This is a genomic window from Candidatus Pantoea soli (assembly GCF_007833795.1).
In the GTDB taxonomy this organism is placed as follows: Bacteria; Pseudomonadota; Gammaproteobacteria; order Enterobacterales; family Enterobacteriaceae; genus Pantoea; species Pantoea soli.
The window spans coordinates 717,939-731,857 of record NZ_CP032702.1; the positions used below are offsets into that span (position 1 = coordinate 717,939).

Annotated in this window: 12 protein-coding genes; all 12 read left to right on the plus strand. The window is 59.1% G+C overall.

Features of this window, described 5'->3' with window-relative positions:
• Nucleotides 1-474: 474 nt before the first annotated feature.
• The 12 genes from mraZ (at nucleotide 475) to D8B20_RS03300 (ending at nucleotide 13,919) form a co-directional block, all read left to right on the plus strand.
• A complete protein-coding gene (gene mraZ / locus D8B20_RS03245; RefSeq protein ID WP_145887067.1) occupies nucleotides 475-933 on the plus strand; it encodes a division/cell wall cluster transcriptional repressor MraZ in 459 nt (152 codons plus the stop codon).
• A gap of 2 nt (nucleotides 934-935) precedes the next feature.
• Nucleotides 936-1,877, plus strand: coding sequence for a 16S rRNA (cytosine(1402)-N(4))-methyltransferase RsmH (gene rsmH / locus D8B20_RS03250; RefSeq protein WP_145887069.1), 942 nt, complete (start codon nucleotides 936-938; stop codon nucleotides 1,875-1,877).
• Entirely contained in the window at nucleotides 1,874-2,194 is a 321-nt protein-coding gene (gene ftsL, locus D8B20_RS03255; protein ID WP_100704576.1) for a cell division protein FtsL, read from the plus strand. Before rsmH ends, ftsL begins: the two co-directional genes overlap by 4 nt.
• Before the next feature lie 16 nt (nucleotides 2,195-2,210).
• A complete protein-coding gene (ftsI, locus tag D8B20_RS03260) occupies nucleotides 2,211-3,977 on the plus strand; it encodes a peptidoglycan DD-transpeptidase PBP3 (protein WP_145887071.1) in 1,767 nt (588 codons plus the stop codon).
• Complete coding sequence (gene murE / locus D8B20_RS03265) at nucleotides 3,964-5,451, plus strand: UDP-N-acetylmuramoyl-L-alanyl-D-glutamate--2,6-diaminopimelate ligase (RefSeq protein WP_145887073.1); 1,488 nt, start codon at nucleotides 3,964-3,966, stop codon at nucleotides 5,449-5,451. Before ftsI ends, murE begins: the two co-directional genes overlap by 14 nt.
• On the plus strand, nucleotides 5,448-6,809 hold the full coding sequence (murF, locus tag D8B20_RS03270; RefSeq protein ID WP_145887075.1) for a UDP-N-acetylmuramoyl-tripeptide--D-alanyl-D-alanine ligase: 1,362 nt from the start codon (nucleotides 5,448-5,450) through the stop codon (nucleotides 6,807-6,809). Before murE ends, murF begins: the two co-directional genes overlap by 4 nt.
• Nucleotides 6,803-7,885, plus strand: a complete 1,083-nt coding sequence (gene mraY / locus D8B20_RS03275; protein WP_021507563.1) for a phospho-N-acetylmuramoyl-pentapeptide-transferase — start codon at nucleotides 6,803-6,805, stop codon at nucleotides 7,883-7,885. Before murF ends, mraY begins: the two co-directional genes overlap by 7 nt.
• A 2-nt stretch (nucleotides 7,886-7,887) precedes the next feature.
• Entirely contained in the window at nucleotides 7,888-9,204 is a 1,317-nt protein-coding gene (gene murD / locus D8B20_RS03280) for a UDP-N-acetylmuramoyl-L-alanine--D-glutamate ligase (protein ID WP_145887076.1), read from the plus strand.
• Nucleotides 9,204-10,418 carry a cell division protein FtsW gene (gene ftsW / locus D8B20_RS03285; RefSeq protein WP_145887078.1) on the plus strand — a complete coding sequence of 405 codons (1,215 nt, stop codon included), beginning with the start codon at nucleotides 9,204-9,206 and terminating at the stop codon, nucleotides 10,416-10,418. The genes murD and ftsW overlap by 1 nt, the downstream gene beginning before the upstream one ends.
• Complete coding sequence (murG, locus tag D8B20_RS03290) at nucleotides 10,415-11,473, plus strand: undecaprenyldiphospho-muramoylpentapeptide beta-N-acetylglucosaminyltransferase (protein WP_145887080.1); 1,059 nt, start codon at nucleotides 10,415-10,417, stop codon at nucleotides 11,471-11,473. Before ftsW ends, murG begins: the two co-directional genes overlap by 4 nt.
• A gap of 69 nt (nucleotides 11,474-11,542) precedes the next feature.
• Nucleotides 11,543-13,006: a UDP-N-acetylmuramate--L-alanine ligase gene (gene murC / locus D8B20_RS03295; protein WP_145887083.1), complete on the plus strand. Its 1,464-nt coding sequence runs from the start codon at nucleotides 11,543-11,545 to the stop codon at nucleotides 13,004-13,006.
• Nucleotides 12,999-13,919, plus strand: coding sequence for a D-alanine--D-alanine ligase (locus tag D8B20_RS03300; RefSeq protein WP_145887084.1), 921 nt, complete (start codon nucleotides 12,999-13,001; stop codon nucleotides 13,917-13,919). Before murC ends, D8B20_RS03300 begins: the two co-directional genes overlap by 8 nt.

The following is a 13,919-nucleotide window of genomic DNA, read 5'->3' on the forward strand; positions in this document are numbered from 1 at the left end:
GCCCGCGCTTATTAATCATCGCGTTATATTCCTGCAATGACTACGACGTAAAAAAGCGTAAATAATCGCCACCTCTTCTGACAAATTATCTGCAAAGCCTATTACCGATTGTTTACATCTTCAGCACTCAGGCCGCGCCAGCAAGGGCTGAAGCCGCTGGGCTTCCTTTCAGAACTCCCCTAAAATGCAGCCGCTGTCGCAGATTGCGGCTGGATAATCGAAGCGGCAGTGCTGTGTTAAATTTCATCGATCGTGCGTGGGCTGATTTTTTTTATACTGTTATTCATCAGCTTAATTTTTATTTTGTTTAACCGGCTCTCCTTATTTCTCCTTTCGCTTAATTTTCATGGGTGTAAAGAGTGATATTCACCTGCCGTTGCGGCTTGACAAGGATTTCATCGCCTCCGTAAACTCGTTTCGTGGTAAAAAGTGGGATAAAGTGGTGAAAACGGGTAACTGAGGGGTCAGGCTGGCATGTTCCGTGGAGCAACGTTAGTCAATCTCGACAGCAAAGGCCGGTTGGCGGTACCAACGCGCTATCGCGAATTGCTGCTCGCAGAGTCTCAGGGTCAGATGGTTTGCACCATTGACCTCCATCAGCCCTGCCTGCTGCTTTATACCCTGCCCGAATGGGAAATCATTGAGAAAAAGCTGGCACGTTTATCCAGCATGAATCCCGCAGAGCGTCGCGTACAGCGACTGCTGCTGGGCCATGCCAGTGAGTGTCAGATGGATAATGCAGGTCGCCTGCTACTGGCCAATACGCTACGTCAGCATGCGAGCCTGAGCAAAGAAGTGATGCTGGTTGGACAGTTCAATAAGTTTGAGCTGTGGGACGAACAGACCTGGTATCAACAAGTCAGGGACGATATTGACGCAGAACAGTCGGCTCAGGAGCCTTTATCTGAGCGGTTGCAGGATTTATCGCTATAGCTATGCAGGAAAATTTTAAACATACCACGGTGCTGCTGGATGAGGCGGTTAACGGCCTCAATATCAGGGAAGACGGCATTTATATCGACGGCACCTTTGGTCGCGGCGGCCACTCACGCCTGATCCTGTCGCAGCTGGGCGCGAACGGGCAGTTGCTGGCAATCGATCGCGATCCGCAAGCCATAGCCGCAGCCGCTGAGATAAAAGATCCGCGCTTTTCTATTGTTCACGGGCCCTTTTCGGCGCTGGCGGAATATGTGGAAGCGCGCGGGCTGACGGGCAAAATTGACGGCGTACTGCTCGATCTCGGCGTCTCTTCTCCGCAGTTAGACGATGCTGAACGCGGCTTCTCCTTTATGCGCGACGGGCCGCTGGATATGCGTATGGACCCGACGCGCGGACAGTCGGCAGCAGAATGGCTGCTGGGGGCGGAAGAGGCCGATATCGCGTTTGTACTGAAGACATACGGAGAAGAGCGTTTCGCCAAACGCATTGCCCGTGCCATTGTCGAGCGCAATCGTGAACAGCCGATGACGCGAACCAAAGAGCTGGCCGAGGTAATTGCGGCGGCTACGCCGGTAAAAGACAAGTTTAAACACCCGGCGACCCGCAGTTTTCAGGCTATCCGCATCTGGATTAACAGTGAGCTGGAAGAGATCGACACCGCGCTGAAAGGGGCACTGTCGGTGCTGGCCCCCGGTGGCCGGTTATCAGTTATCAGTTTCCATTCGCTGGAAGATCGGCTGGTGAAACGCTTTATGCGCGATCAGAGCCGCGGGCCGCAGGTGCCGGCCGGTATTCCGATGACCGAAAGCCAGCTGAAAGCGCTGGGAGGCCGTGAGCTGAAAACGCTTGGCAAGCTGATTCCGGGCGAAGCGGAAGTCCAGGAAAACCCCCGCGCACGCAGTTCCGTACTGCGCATCGCTGAGAGGACGGCATCATGATTGGCAATGAGCGCCACAGTTTACCCGGCGTTATCGGCGGGGATCTGCTGCGCTTTGGCAAGATTCCGGTACTGCTGCTGATTGCGGTGCTGGTCTCTTCCGTGCTGGTGGTGACCACCACGCATAAGACCCGTCTGCTGACGGCGCAGCGTGAACAGCTGGTGTTAGAGCGTGATGCGCTGGATATCGAATGGCGCAACCTGATTCTGGAAGAGAACGCCCTCGGCGATCACAGCCGGGTAGAACGCATAGCCACCGACAAGCTGCAGATGCAGCACGTCGATCCGTCACAGGAAAACATTGTGGTGCAGAAATAAGGAATCGCAGATCTCAATGAGCGGCGCGGGCAAAACGCTGAAGTTAAGAAAACAGGAAGATAAAGCCAGCTTTGTAAGCTGGCGTTTTGCGTTGCTGTGCGGCTGCATTTTACTGGCGCTGGGCGGGCTGCTTTCCCGCGTGGCGTGGCTGCAGGTGATCAGCCCGGACAAGCTGGTGAAAGAGGGCGATCTGCGCTCGCTGCGCGTACAGCAGGTACCCACCGCGCGCGGCATGATCAGCGATCGCGCTGGCCGTCCTCTGGCGGTCAGCGTGCCGGTGAATGCTATCTGGGCCGATCCGAAAGAGCTGACCGAACACGGCGGCGTCACGGTCGACAGCCGCTGGAAAGCCCTCTCTGACGCACTGTCGATTCCGCTCGATCAGCTGGCCGCCCGCGTGAATGCCAACCCGAAAGGGCGCTTCATCTATCTGGCGCGTCAGGTCAATCCCGCCATCGGTGAATACGTTAAAAAGCTGAAGCTGCCCGGCATCTATCTGCGCCAGGAGTCGCGTCGCTACTATCCGGCAGGCCAGGTCACCGCGCATCTGATTGGCTTCACCAACATTGACGGCCAGGGCATCGAAGGCATCGAAAAGAGCTTCGATAAATGGCTCACCGGTGAACCAGGCGAGCGTACCGTGCGTAAAGATCGCTATGGCCGCGTCATTGAAGATATCTCCTCCGTCGACAGCCGTGCCGCGCACAATCTGACGCTGAGTATTGATGAACGCCTGCAGGCGCTGGTTTACCGCGAGCTGAATAACGCGGTGGCATTCAACAAAGCCGAATCCGGCACTGCCGTGCTGGTGGACGTCAACACTGGCGAAGTACTGGCGATGGCCAACAGCCCGGCTTACAACCCGAATAACCTCAGCAACACGCCAAAAGATGTGATGCGCAACCGCGCCATCACCGACATCTTTGAACCCGGTTCAACCGTGAAGCCAATGGTGGTGATGACCGCATTACAGCGCGGCGTGGTGAAAGAGAACAGCGTACTGAATACCGTGCCGTACCGCGTAAATGGTCATGAGATCAAAGACGTGGCGCGCTACAACGAACTGACCCTTACCGGGGTTCTGCAGAAGTCGAGTAACGTCGGGGTTTCACGCCTCGCGTTAGCGATGCCCTCCTCAGCGCTGGTAGAAACTTACGCGCGCTTTGGATTGGGTAAACCGACCAATTTGGGGCTGGTCGGGGAAAGTAGTGGCTTATACCCTCAAAAACAACGGTGGTCTGACATAGAGAGGGCCACCTTCTCTTTCGGCTACGGGCTAATGGTAACGCCGTTACAGTTAGCGCGTGTCTACGCAACCATTGGCAGCTACGGCATCAACCGTCCGCTATCGATCACCAAAGTTGACCCGCCGGTGGCAGGCGACCGCGTCTTCCCGGAAGACGTGGTCAGAACGGTCATGCACATGATGGAGAGCGTGGCGCTGCCTGGCGGCGGTGGGGTAAAAGCCGCCATCAAAGGCTATCGCATCGCCATCAAAACCGGTACCGCGAAGAAGGTCGGGCCGGATGGTCGTTACGTTAACAAATACATTGCCTACACCGCCGGCGTAGCGCCTGCCAGCCGCCCGCGCTTTGCGCTGGTGGTGGTAATTAACGATCCGCAGGCCGGTAAATATTATGGTGGTGCGGTTTCCGCACCCGTCTTTGGCGCCATCATGGGCGGTGTATTACGTACCATGAACATCGAGCCGGATGCGCTGCCAACAGTCGATAAAAACGAGTTGGTAAAGAACAGAAGTGAGGAATCAAGTGACAGATCGTAACCTGCGCGACTTACTGGCCCCGTGGGTGCCTGGCGCGCCGGCGCGTCCACTCCGTGACATGACACTGGACAGCCGCTCTGCGGCTGCCGGCGATCTGTTTATCGCCGTGGCGGGCCATCATGCTGATGGACGTCGTTTCATTCCGCAGGCTATCGCTCAGGGCGTGGCGGCAGTGATTGCCGAAGCTGAAGGCGAAGCCAGCGATGGGGATATCCGTGAAATGCACGGTGTTCCGGTTATCTATCTGGCGCAGTTGCCGCAGCGCCTTTCGGCGCTGGCCGGGCGCTTTTATCAGCAGCCCGCAGACAAACTGAAACTGATTGGTGTCACTGGCACCAACGGCAAAACCACCACCACGCAGCTGATTGCGCAGTGGGCCAGCCTGCTGGGAGAAACCAGCGCGGTGATGGGCACGGTGGGCAATGGGTTATATGGACAGCTGGTGCCGAGTGATAACACCACCGGCTCGGCGGTCGACGTACAGCACCTGCTGCATGATTTGGCCGGACAGGGCGCAACCCTGGCGGCAATGGAAGTCTCTTCACATGGTCTGGTCCAGCACCGCGTGGCGGCCCTGCCGTTTGCTGCGGCGGTATTTACCAATCTGAGCCGCGATCACCTCGACTATCACGGTGATATGCAGGGCTATGAATCCGCTAAATGGCTGCTGTTCTCGGAGCATCAGGTCGCTGAATCCATTATTAACGCCGACGACGAAGTCGGACGCCGCTGGCTGCAGCAGCTGCCGGATGCGGTGGCGGTCACCCTGGCGGACAACCTGCAGGCGGGCTGTCACGGGCGCTGGCTGAAGGCCACCGCGGTGAACTATCACGATGGCGGTGCGCATGTGCAGTTCAGCTCCAGCTGGGGAGAAGGGGAGTTTGACAGCCGGCTGATGGGCGCGTTTAACGTCAGCAATCTGCTGCTGGCGCTGGCGACCCTGCTGGCGCTGGATTATCCGCTGGCGGCGCTGATGGCGACGGCAGGTCAGCTGCAGCCTGTCTGCGGACGCATGGAGGTGTTCAGCGCACCGGGCAAGCCAACCGTGGTGGTGGATTATGCCCACACGCCAGATGCGCTGGAAAAAGCGCTGGAAGCGGCGCGTTTGCACTGTAAAGGCAAGCTGTGGTGCCTGTTCGGTTGCGGCGGCGATCGCGACAAAGGCAAGCGACCGCTGATGGGCGCCATTGCCGAACAGTTTGCGGACATCGTTGTGATTACTGACGACAACCCACGCAGCGAAGATCCGGCGGCGATCGTTAATGACATTCTGACCGGCCTGCTGGATCCGGGCCGCGCGCGCGTGGTCGCAGGGCGCGCGCAGGCAGTGACGCATGCGGTAATGCAGGCGCAGGCCGATGACATCGTGCTGGTGGCCGGCAAAGGCCATGAAGATTATCAGATCATTGGCAACCGTCGTCTTGACTACTCCGATCGCGACACCGTCGCCCGTTTACTGGGGGTGATGGCATGATCCCGATTACGTTGCAAACCCTGGCCGACATCACCGACGGTGAACGGCTGGGCGCCGATCTTACACTGGCGGATGTCACCACCGATACGCGCAAAGTCACCGCCGGCAGCCTGTTTGTGGCGCTGGTGGGTGAGCGTTTCGATGCCCATGACTTTGTGCACGATGCTATTGCCAGCGGGGCGCAGGCCCTCCTGGTCAGCCGGCGCCTGGACGTCGCGGTGCCGCAGGTTGTGGTGGCGGACACACGCATTGCGTTCGGTCAGCTGGGTGCCTGGGTGCGTCAGCAGTCCAGCGCGCGCGTGGTCGGTCTGACCGGCTCCTCCGGTAAGACCTCGGTGAAAGAGATGACGGCCGCGATTCTGCGCCAGTGCGGAGAAACGCTTTATACCGCCGGCAACCTGAATAACGACTATGGCGTACCCATGACGCTGCTGCGCCTGACGCCGCAGCATGCCTATGCAGTCATCGAGATGGGCGCCAACCATCAGGGCGAAATTGCTTACACCACCAGCCTGGTGCGGCCGGAGGCGGCGCTGGTTAATAACCTTGCGGCTGCGCATCTGGAAGGATTTGGTTCCCTGGCCGGCGTGGCGAAAGCCAAAGGTGAAATTTTCAGCGGCCTGCCGGTGCATGGCACGGCGATTGTTAACGCCGATAGTCACGATCTGGCCAACTGGCAGTCGCAGTTTGCGGATAAAACCTTGTGGCGTTTTTCGCCGCAGCCGCTGACGGATGCGGAATTCCGCGCCAGCGACATTGTGCTGCGCGCTGATGCCACGCTGTTTACCCTGCACACCCCACGTGGCGATATCGCCATCGAACTGCCGCTGCCGGGTCGTCACAATATCGCCAATGCGCTGGCCGCTGCCGCGCTGGCGCTGGCCGTGGACGCACCGCTGACGGCGATTCAGCAGGGCCTTAAAACCCTGCAGCCAGTGCCGGGTCGCCTGTTCCCGATTCGCCTTTCCGCCAGCCAGCTGCTGCTGGACGACAGCTATAACGCCAACGTCGGCTCAATGACCGCGGCGGCGCAGGTGCTGGGTGATATGCCGGGTTACCGCGTGATGGTTGTGGGCGATATGGGCGAGCTGGGCGAGGAAGCGGAAGCATGCCATCGCCAGGTGGGTGAAGCCGCCAGAGCGGCCGGCATTGATTGTGTGCTGAGCACCGGCAGCCTCAGCCATTTTATTAGTGAAAGCAGCGGCAAAGGTGAACATTTCGCCAGCAAAAGCGCCCTGACTGAACGTTTGCGTACGCTGCTGTCCGAACATCAGGACATCACGATTTTGATTAAAGGTTCACGTAGTGCCGCCATGGAGCAGGTAGTACTGAGCTTACAGGAGAAAGGAACATGCTAGTCTGGCTGGCCGAACATCTGGTCGCTTTTTATTCCGGTTTTAACGTCTTTTCGTATCTGACGTTTCGCGCCATTGTCAGCCTGCTGACCGCACTGTTTATCTCCCTGTGGATGGGCCCGCGCCTGATCGCCTGGCTGCAGAAACTGCAGATTGGTCAGGTGGTGCGCAACGATGGCCCGGAATCGCATTTCAGCAAGCGCGGTACGCCGACCATGGGCGGCATTATGATTCTGACCTCCATCACCGTCTCGGTGCTGATGTGGGCGTATCCCTCTAATCCGTACGTCTGGTGTGTGCTGGTGGTGCTGGTCGGTTTTGGCGTGATTGGCTTCGTTGACGACTATCGCAAAGTGGTGCGCAAAGATACGAAAGGTCTGATAGCCCGCTGGAAATACTTCTGGATGTCGGTGATCTCGCTTGGCGTGGCGTTTGCGCTGTTTATCGCCGGTAAAGACACCCCCGCCACGCAGCTGGTGGTGCCGTTCTTTAAAGACGTCATGCCGCAGCTGGGGCTGTTTTATGTGGTGCTGGCATATTTTGTGATTGTAGGCACCGGCAACGCCGTCAACCTGACGGATGGCCTTGACGGTCTGGCTATCATGCCGACGGTCTTCGTTGCCGCCGGCTTCGCGCTGGTAGCCTGGGCGACCGGTAACGTGAAATTTGCTGAATATCTGCATATTCCTTATCTGCGCCATGCCGGCGAACTGGTGATTGTCTGCACCGCCATTGTGGGGGCCGGGCTCGGTTTCCTGTGGTTCAACACCTATCCGGCGCAGGTCTTTATGGGTGATGTCGGTTCGCTGGCGCTCGGCGGCGCGCTCGGTACGCTGGCGGTGCTGCTGCGTCAGGAGTTCCTGCTGGTGATTATGGGCGGGGTCTTCGTGGTTGAGACGCTGTCGGTGATTCTGCAGGTGGGATCGTTCAAGTTGCGCGGTCAGCGTATTTTCCGCATGGCGCCGATTCATCACCACTATGAACTCAAAGGCTGGCCAGAGCCGCGCGTCATTGTGCGCTTCTGGATTATTTCGCTGATGCTGGTGCTGATTGGCCTGGCAACGCTGAAGGTACGTTAATCATGGCTGACTATCGGGGCAGAAAAGTCGTCATCATCGGACTGGGCATGACCGGCCTCTCCTGTGTTGATTTCTTCCTGGCGCAGGGCGTTACGCCACGCGTCATGGATACCCGTGTGTCACCGGCCGGGCTGGATAAGCTGCCGGCGCAGGTCGAGCGCCATGTGGGCAGTCTTAACCGTGACTGGCTGCTGGCAGCGGACCTGATTATCGCCAGTCCGGGCATCGCACTGGCGCACCCGGCGCTGACGGAAGCGGCCGATGCCGGCATTGAAATCGTGGGCGACATTGAGCTGTTTTGCCGCGAGGCTCAGGCACCGATTGTCGCCATTACCGGCTCGAACGGCAAAAGCACGGTGACCACGCTGGTGGGCGAAATGGCGCGAGCCGCAGGCTGGCAGGTGGGCGTGGGCGGCAATATCGGCCTGCCGGCGCTGACGCTGCTGAAAGCGCCGGCGCAGCTGTATGTGCTGGAGCTGTCCAGTTTTCAGCTGGAGACGACACACAGCCTGAAAGCCGCTGCTGCCACCATTCTCAATGTGACTGAAGATCATATGGATCGCTATCCGCTGGGTATGCAGCAGTATCGCGCGGCGAAGTTACGCATTTATGAAAATGCCAGCGTCTGTGTGGTCAATGCCGATGACGGCATGACAATGCCGGTACGCGGGGTGGATGCCCGCTGCATCAGTTTTGGCATTGATCTCGGCGATTATCATCTTACCCGGCAGCAGGGCAGCACCTGGCTGCGCGTGAAAGGTGAAAAGGTGCTTAACACCAGTGAAATGAAGCTGGTGGGACAGCACAACTATACCAACGCCCTGGCGGCGCTGGCGCTGGCAGATGCGGTAAACATTCCGCGCGCTTCCAGCCTGAAAGCCCTGACGACCTATGGCGGGTTGCCGCACCGTTTTCAGCTGGTGCATGAGCGCAAAGGCGTGCGCTGGATTAACGATTCCAAAGCCACCAACACCGGCAGCACAGAAGCCGCGCTGAATGGTCTGCAGGTGCAGGGCACGCTGTGGCTGCTGCTGGGCGGCGATGGCAAGGGCGCGGATTTCAGCGCGCTGACGCCGTATCTGCAGGGCGAAAACCTGCGTCTGTTTTGCTTTGGCCGCGATGGCGATGCGCTGGCGGCTCTGCGTCCGTCAGTGGCAACCCGCACCGGGACGCTGCAGCAGGCGATGGAACAGATTGCCCCTCAGGTACAGGCGGGCGACATGGTGTTGCTTTCACCTGCCTGCGCCAGCCTCGATCAGTTCCGTAACTTTGAACAGCGTGGCGATGTGTTCGGGCAACTGGCGAAGGAGTTAGGCTGATGCGTATTCCCGGTGCCGGTATCGCTACTTTCTTTTCGTCGCGCCTGCGCGACTGGGTTATGGGCGCGCGTGAAAATGACGATGCGCCCGTGGTGCTGTATGACCGCACGCTGCTGTGGCTGACCTTTGGTCTGGCGATCATTGGCTTTGTCATGGTGACATCGGCGTCCATGCCGGTGGGGCAGCGCCTTAACGATGACCCGTTCTATTTTGCCAAGCGCGATGCGTTTTATATCGCCCTGGCGCTGGGCATGGCGCTGGTGACCCTGCGGGTACCGATGGATTTCTGGCAGCGCTACAGCAACGCCATGCTGATGGCGTCGGTGGTCATGCTGCTGATCGTGCTGGTTGTCGGCAGCTCGGTAAACGGCGCATCGCGCTGGATTGCGCTGGGGCCGCTGCGTATTCAGCCGGCTGAGCTATCCAAACTGTCGCTGTTCTGTTACCTGGCCAGCTATCTGGTGCGCAAAGTCGAAGAGGTACGTAACAACTTCTGGGGCTTCTGTAAGCCGATGGGCGTTATGGTGGTGCTGGCGGTGTTGCTGCTGGCCCAGCCGGACCTCGGCACCGTGGTGGTGCTGTTTGTGACCACGCTGGCGATGCTGTTCCTCGCCGGGGCGAAATTGTGGCAGTTCCTCGCGATTATCGGCTCCGGTATTTTCGCCGTGGTGCTGCTGATTATCGCCGAGCCTTACCGTATGCGCCGCGTCACCTCCTTCTGGAACCCGTGGGAAGATCCTTTCGGCAGCGGTTATCAGCTGACGCAATCGCTGATGGCCTTCGGACGCGGTGAGTTCTGGGGGCAGGGGCTGGGTAACTCGGTACAGAAACTCGAATATCTGCCGGAAGCGCATACCGACTTTATCTTCTCCATCATCGGTGAAGAGTTGGGTTATGTCGGTGTGGTTTTGGCGCTGTTAATGGTATTCTTCGTCGCTTTTCGTGCGATGTCGATTGGTCGCCGTGCGCTGGAGATCGATCAGCGCTTTTCCGGCTTCCTGGCCTGCTCAATCGGCGTATGGTTTAGCTTCCAGGCGCTGGTCAATGTCGGGGCCGCAGCGGGCATGCTGCCGACCAAAGGTCTGACGCTGCCGCTGATCAGTTATGGCGGGTCTAGTCTGATCATTATGTCGACCGCCATCGTATTTTTATTGCGCATAGATTATGAAACGCGCCTGGCGAAAGCGCAGGCGTTTACCCGAGGTGCTCGATGAGTGGCAAACGGCTGATGGTTATGGCGGGAGGCACCGGTGGACATGTGTTCCCCGGGCTGGCTGTAGCGCATCACCTGATAGAACAGGGCTGGCAGGTACGCTGGCTGGGTACCGCCGACCGCATGGAGGCGGATCTGGTACCGAAGCACGGTATTGAGATTGAGTTTATCCGCATCAGCGGCTTACGCGGCAAAGGCATCAAGGCGCTGTTACAGGCACCGCTGCGCATCTTTACTGCCTGGCGTCAGGCGCGTCGCATCATGAAGCGCTGGCAGCCGGATGTGGTACTGGGCATGGGCGGTTACGTTTCCGGCCCCGGTGGCCTGGCGGCGTGGAGCTGTGGCATTCCGGTGGTGTTGCACGAGCAGAACGGCATTGCCGGGCTGACCAACAAATGGCTGGCAAAAATTGCCACCAAAGTGATGCAGGCTTTCCCCGGGGCATTTGCGCATGCGGATGTCGTGGGTAATCCGGTGCGAACCGATGTGCTGGCGCTGCCTCTGCCCGCTGAGCGGCTGCAGGGGCGTTCCGGTCCGGTGCGCGTGCTGGTGGTCGGCGGCAGTCAGGGAGCACGCATTCTGAATCAGACACTGCCTCAGGTTGCCGCGCAACTGGGCGATGCCATCACGCTGTGGCATCAGACCGGCAAAGGTGGCCTGGCCACGGTTGAGCAGGCCTACCGCGAGGCGGGACAGCCCCAGCACAAGGTCACCGAATTTATTGATGACATGGCGCAGGCTTATGCCTGGGCGGATGTCGTGGTCTGCCGCTCCGGCGCGCTGACGGTGAGTGAAGTGGCCGCCGCAGGCTTACCGGCGATTTTTGTGCCGTTTCAGCATAAAGATCGCCAGCAGTACTGGAATGCGCTGCCGCTGGAAAAAGCCGGCGCCGCCAGAATTTTTGAGCAGCCGCAGTTCACCGCGGCGGCAGTCGCAGACACGCTGCGCCACTGGGATCGCGCCACCTTAGTGACGATGGCTGAAAAAGCCCGTCAGGTGGCCATTCCGGACGCGACCGAACGGGTGGCGCAGGAAGTGGTGCGCGTTGCGAAATAATTTACCGGTCAGCAACGCTGGCCCGCATCCGGCTGCGGATGCACACGGGAAAACAGGTAACTGAGACAGATGAATACACAACAATTGGCAAAACTGCGTTCTATTGTGCCCGAGATGCGTCGCGTCCGGCACATCCACTTTGTCGGCATCGGCGGTGCCGGCATGGGCGGTATTGCCGAGGTGTTGGCGAACGAAGGCTATCATATTAGCGGTTCCGATCTGGCACCCAACCCGGTAACGCAGCATCTTGCTGCGCTCGGAGCGACCATTTATTTCAACCATCGCCCGGAAAACGTTACCGATGCCAGCGTTGTGGTGGTGTCCACGGCAGTGGCGCAGGACAACCCGGAACTGATTGCTGCCCGCGAGCAGCGCATTCCGGTGATTCGCCGTGCCGAAATGCTGGCTGAACTGATGCGTTTCCGTCACGGCATTGCCATTGCCGGCACGCATGGCAAAACCACTACCACGGCGATGGTAACCAGTATTTATGCGGAAGGCGGACTGGATCCCACGTTTGTTAACGGTGGCCTGGTCAAAGCCGCCGGCACGCACGCGCGTCTGGGCACCAGCCGCTACCTGATTGCCGAAGCGGATGAAAGCGACGCGTCGTTCCTGCATCTGCAGCCGATGGTGGCGATTGTGACCAACATCGAAGCCGACCACATGGATACCTATCAGGGCGATTTTGAGAACCTGAAGCAGACCTTTATCAACTTCCTGCATAACCTGCCGTTTTACGGCCGCGCCGTGATGTGCGTGGATGATGCGGTGATTCGCGATTTGATTCCGCGCGTCGGGCGTCAAATCACCACCTACGGCTTCAGCGAAGACGCAGATGTGCGGGTGGAAAATTATGAACAGCGCGGTGCGCAGGGTCACTTTACGCTGATTCGTCAGGATAAACCGCTGCTGCACGTTACGCTGAATGCGCCAGGCCGCCATAACGCCCTGAACGCTGCTGCTGCCGTGGCCGTGGCCAGCGAAGAGGGCATCGACGATAACGCGATCCTCGCCGCGCTGGAGAGCTTCCAGGGCACCGGTCGCCGCTTTGACGTGCTGGGCGAATTCGATACCGCCGCCGTTAATGGCACGCCGGGCAGCGCGATGCTGGTGGATGACTACGGGCACCATCCAACCGAAGTGGACGTCACCATCAAGGCGGCGCGTGCCGGCTGGCCGGAGAAAAAGCTGGTGATGGTGTTCCAGCCGCACCGCTATACGCGTACGCGCGATCTGTTCGACGATTTCGCCAATGTGCTTTCACAGGTGGACGTGCTGCTGATGCTGGATGTTTATCCGGCTGGTGAAACGCCGATCCCGGGCGCTGACAGCCGCTCTCTGTGCCGGGCGATTCGCAACCGCGGCAAAGTGGACCCGATTCTGGTCTCCGAGCATGACATGCTGCCGGAAGCGCTGGCACCGCTGCTCTCAGGTGACGATCTGGTCATTGTGCAGGGCGCGGGTAACATCGGCAAAATTGCGCGCCGGCTGGCAGAGATTGCGCTGCAACCGGAGGTGCGTCATGGCTGATAAAGTCGCGGTGCTGATGGGCGGAACCTCTGCTGAGCGTGAGGTTTCCCTGATGTCGGGAAGTGCGGTTGTCGCCGGGCTGCGTGAAATGGGCATTGATGCTGAAGGCATTGATACCCGCGACATCTCTGTACTGGAGCTGCAAGCGCAGGGTTTTAACAAAGTCTTTATCGCGCTGCACGGTCGCGGCGGTGAAGACGGCACGCTGCAGGCGCTGCTGGAGTTCCTGCAACTGCCTTATACCGGCAGCGGCGTGATGGCCTCTGCGATCACCATGGACAAACTGCGCAGCAAGCTGCTGTGGCAGGGCAGGGGATTACCGGCCGGAAAATTTGTCTGGCTGACGCGCCAGCAGTATGCGCAGGGCCTGGATGCCGGGACGCAGGCTGCGATTGATGCGCTGGGTCTGCCGCTGTTTGTGAAGCCAAGCTGCGAAGGCTCCAGCGTGGGCATCAGTCGCGTCAACCACGCGGACGCGTTGCCGGCCGCGCTGGCGGAAGCCTTTCGTCACGATGACGATGTGCTGATTGAGGCATTTCTCAGCGGCGAAGAGTACACGGTGGGCATCGTGGGCGATGAGATTCTGCCTTCGATCAGAATTAAAACCGCCAGCGAGTTCTATGACTATGAAGCGAAATACATTTCTGACGATACTCAATACTTCTGTCCGAGCGGACTGAGTGACGAACAGGAAGCGGCGCTGCGGTCGCTGGTGATGGCTGCCTGGCGCGCATTAGGCTGCAGTGGCTGGGGCCGTGTGGATGTGATGACCGACGACGCCGGCCAGTTTCAGCTGCTGGAGGTGAATACCTCTCCCGGTATGACCAGCCACAGTCTGGTACCGATGGCCGCGAAGCAGGCGGGATATAGCTTCCCGCAGCTGGTGGCGCGCATTCTGGAGCTGGCTGACTGA

Coding starts and splice junctions, on each gene's coding strand:
- ftsW (WP_145887078.1), top strand. CDS start 9,204: ATGCGTATTCCCGGTGCCGGTATCGCTACTTTCTTTTCGTCGCGCCTG.
- murC (WP_145887083.1), top strand. CDS start 11,543: ATGAATACACAACAATTGGCAAAACTGCGTTCTATTGTGCCCGAGATG.
- ftsI (WP_145887071.1), top strand. CDS start 2,211: ATGAGCGGCGCGGGCAAAACGCTGAAGTTAAGAAAACAGGAAGATAAA.
- murD (WP_145887076.1), top strand. CDS start 7,888: ATGGCTGACTATCGGGGCAGAAAAGTCGTCATCATCGGACTGGGCATG.
- mraY (WP_021507563.1), top strand. CDS start 6,803: ATGCTAGTCTGGCTGGCCGAACATCTGGTCGCTTTTTATTCCGGTTTT.
- D8B20_RS03300 (WP_145887084.1), top strand. CDS start 12,999: ATGGCTGATAAAGTCGCGGTGCTGATGGGCGGAACCTCTGCTGAGCGT.
- murF (WP_145887075.1), top strand. CDS start 5,448: ATGATCCCGATTACGTTGCAAACCCTGGCCGACATCACCGACGGTGAA.
- ftsL (WP_100704576.1), top strand. CDS start 1,874: ATGATTGGCAATGAGCGCCACAGTTTACCCGGCGTTATCGGCGGGGAT.
- murG (WP_145887080.1), top strand. CDS start 10,415: ATGAGTGGCAAACGGCTGATGGTTATGGCGGGAGGCACCGGTGGACAT.
- mraZ (WP_145887067.1), top strand. CDS start 475: ATGTTCCGTGGAGCAACGTTAGTCAATCTCGACAGCAAAGGCCGGTTG.
- rsmH (WP_145887069.1), top strand. CDS start 936: ATGCAGGAAAATTTTAAACATACCACGGTGCTGCTGGATGAGGCGGTT.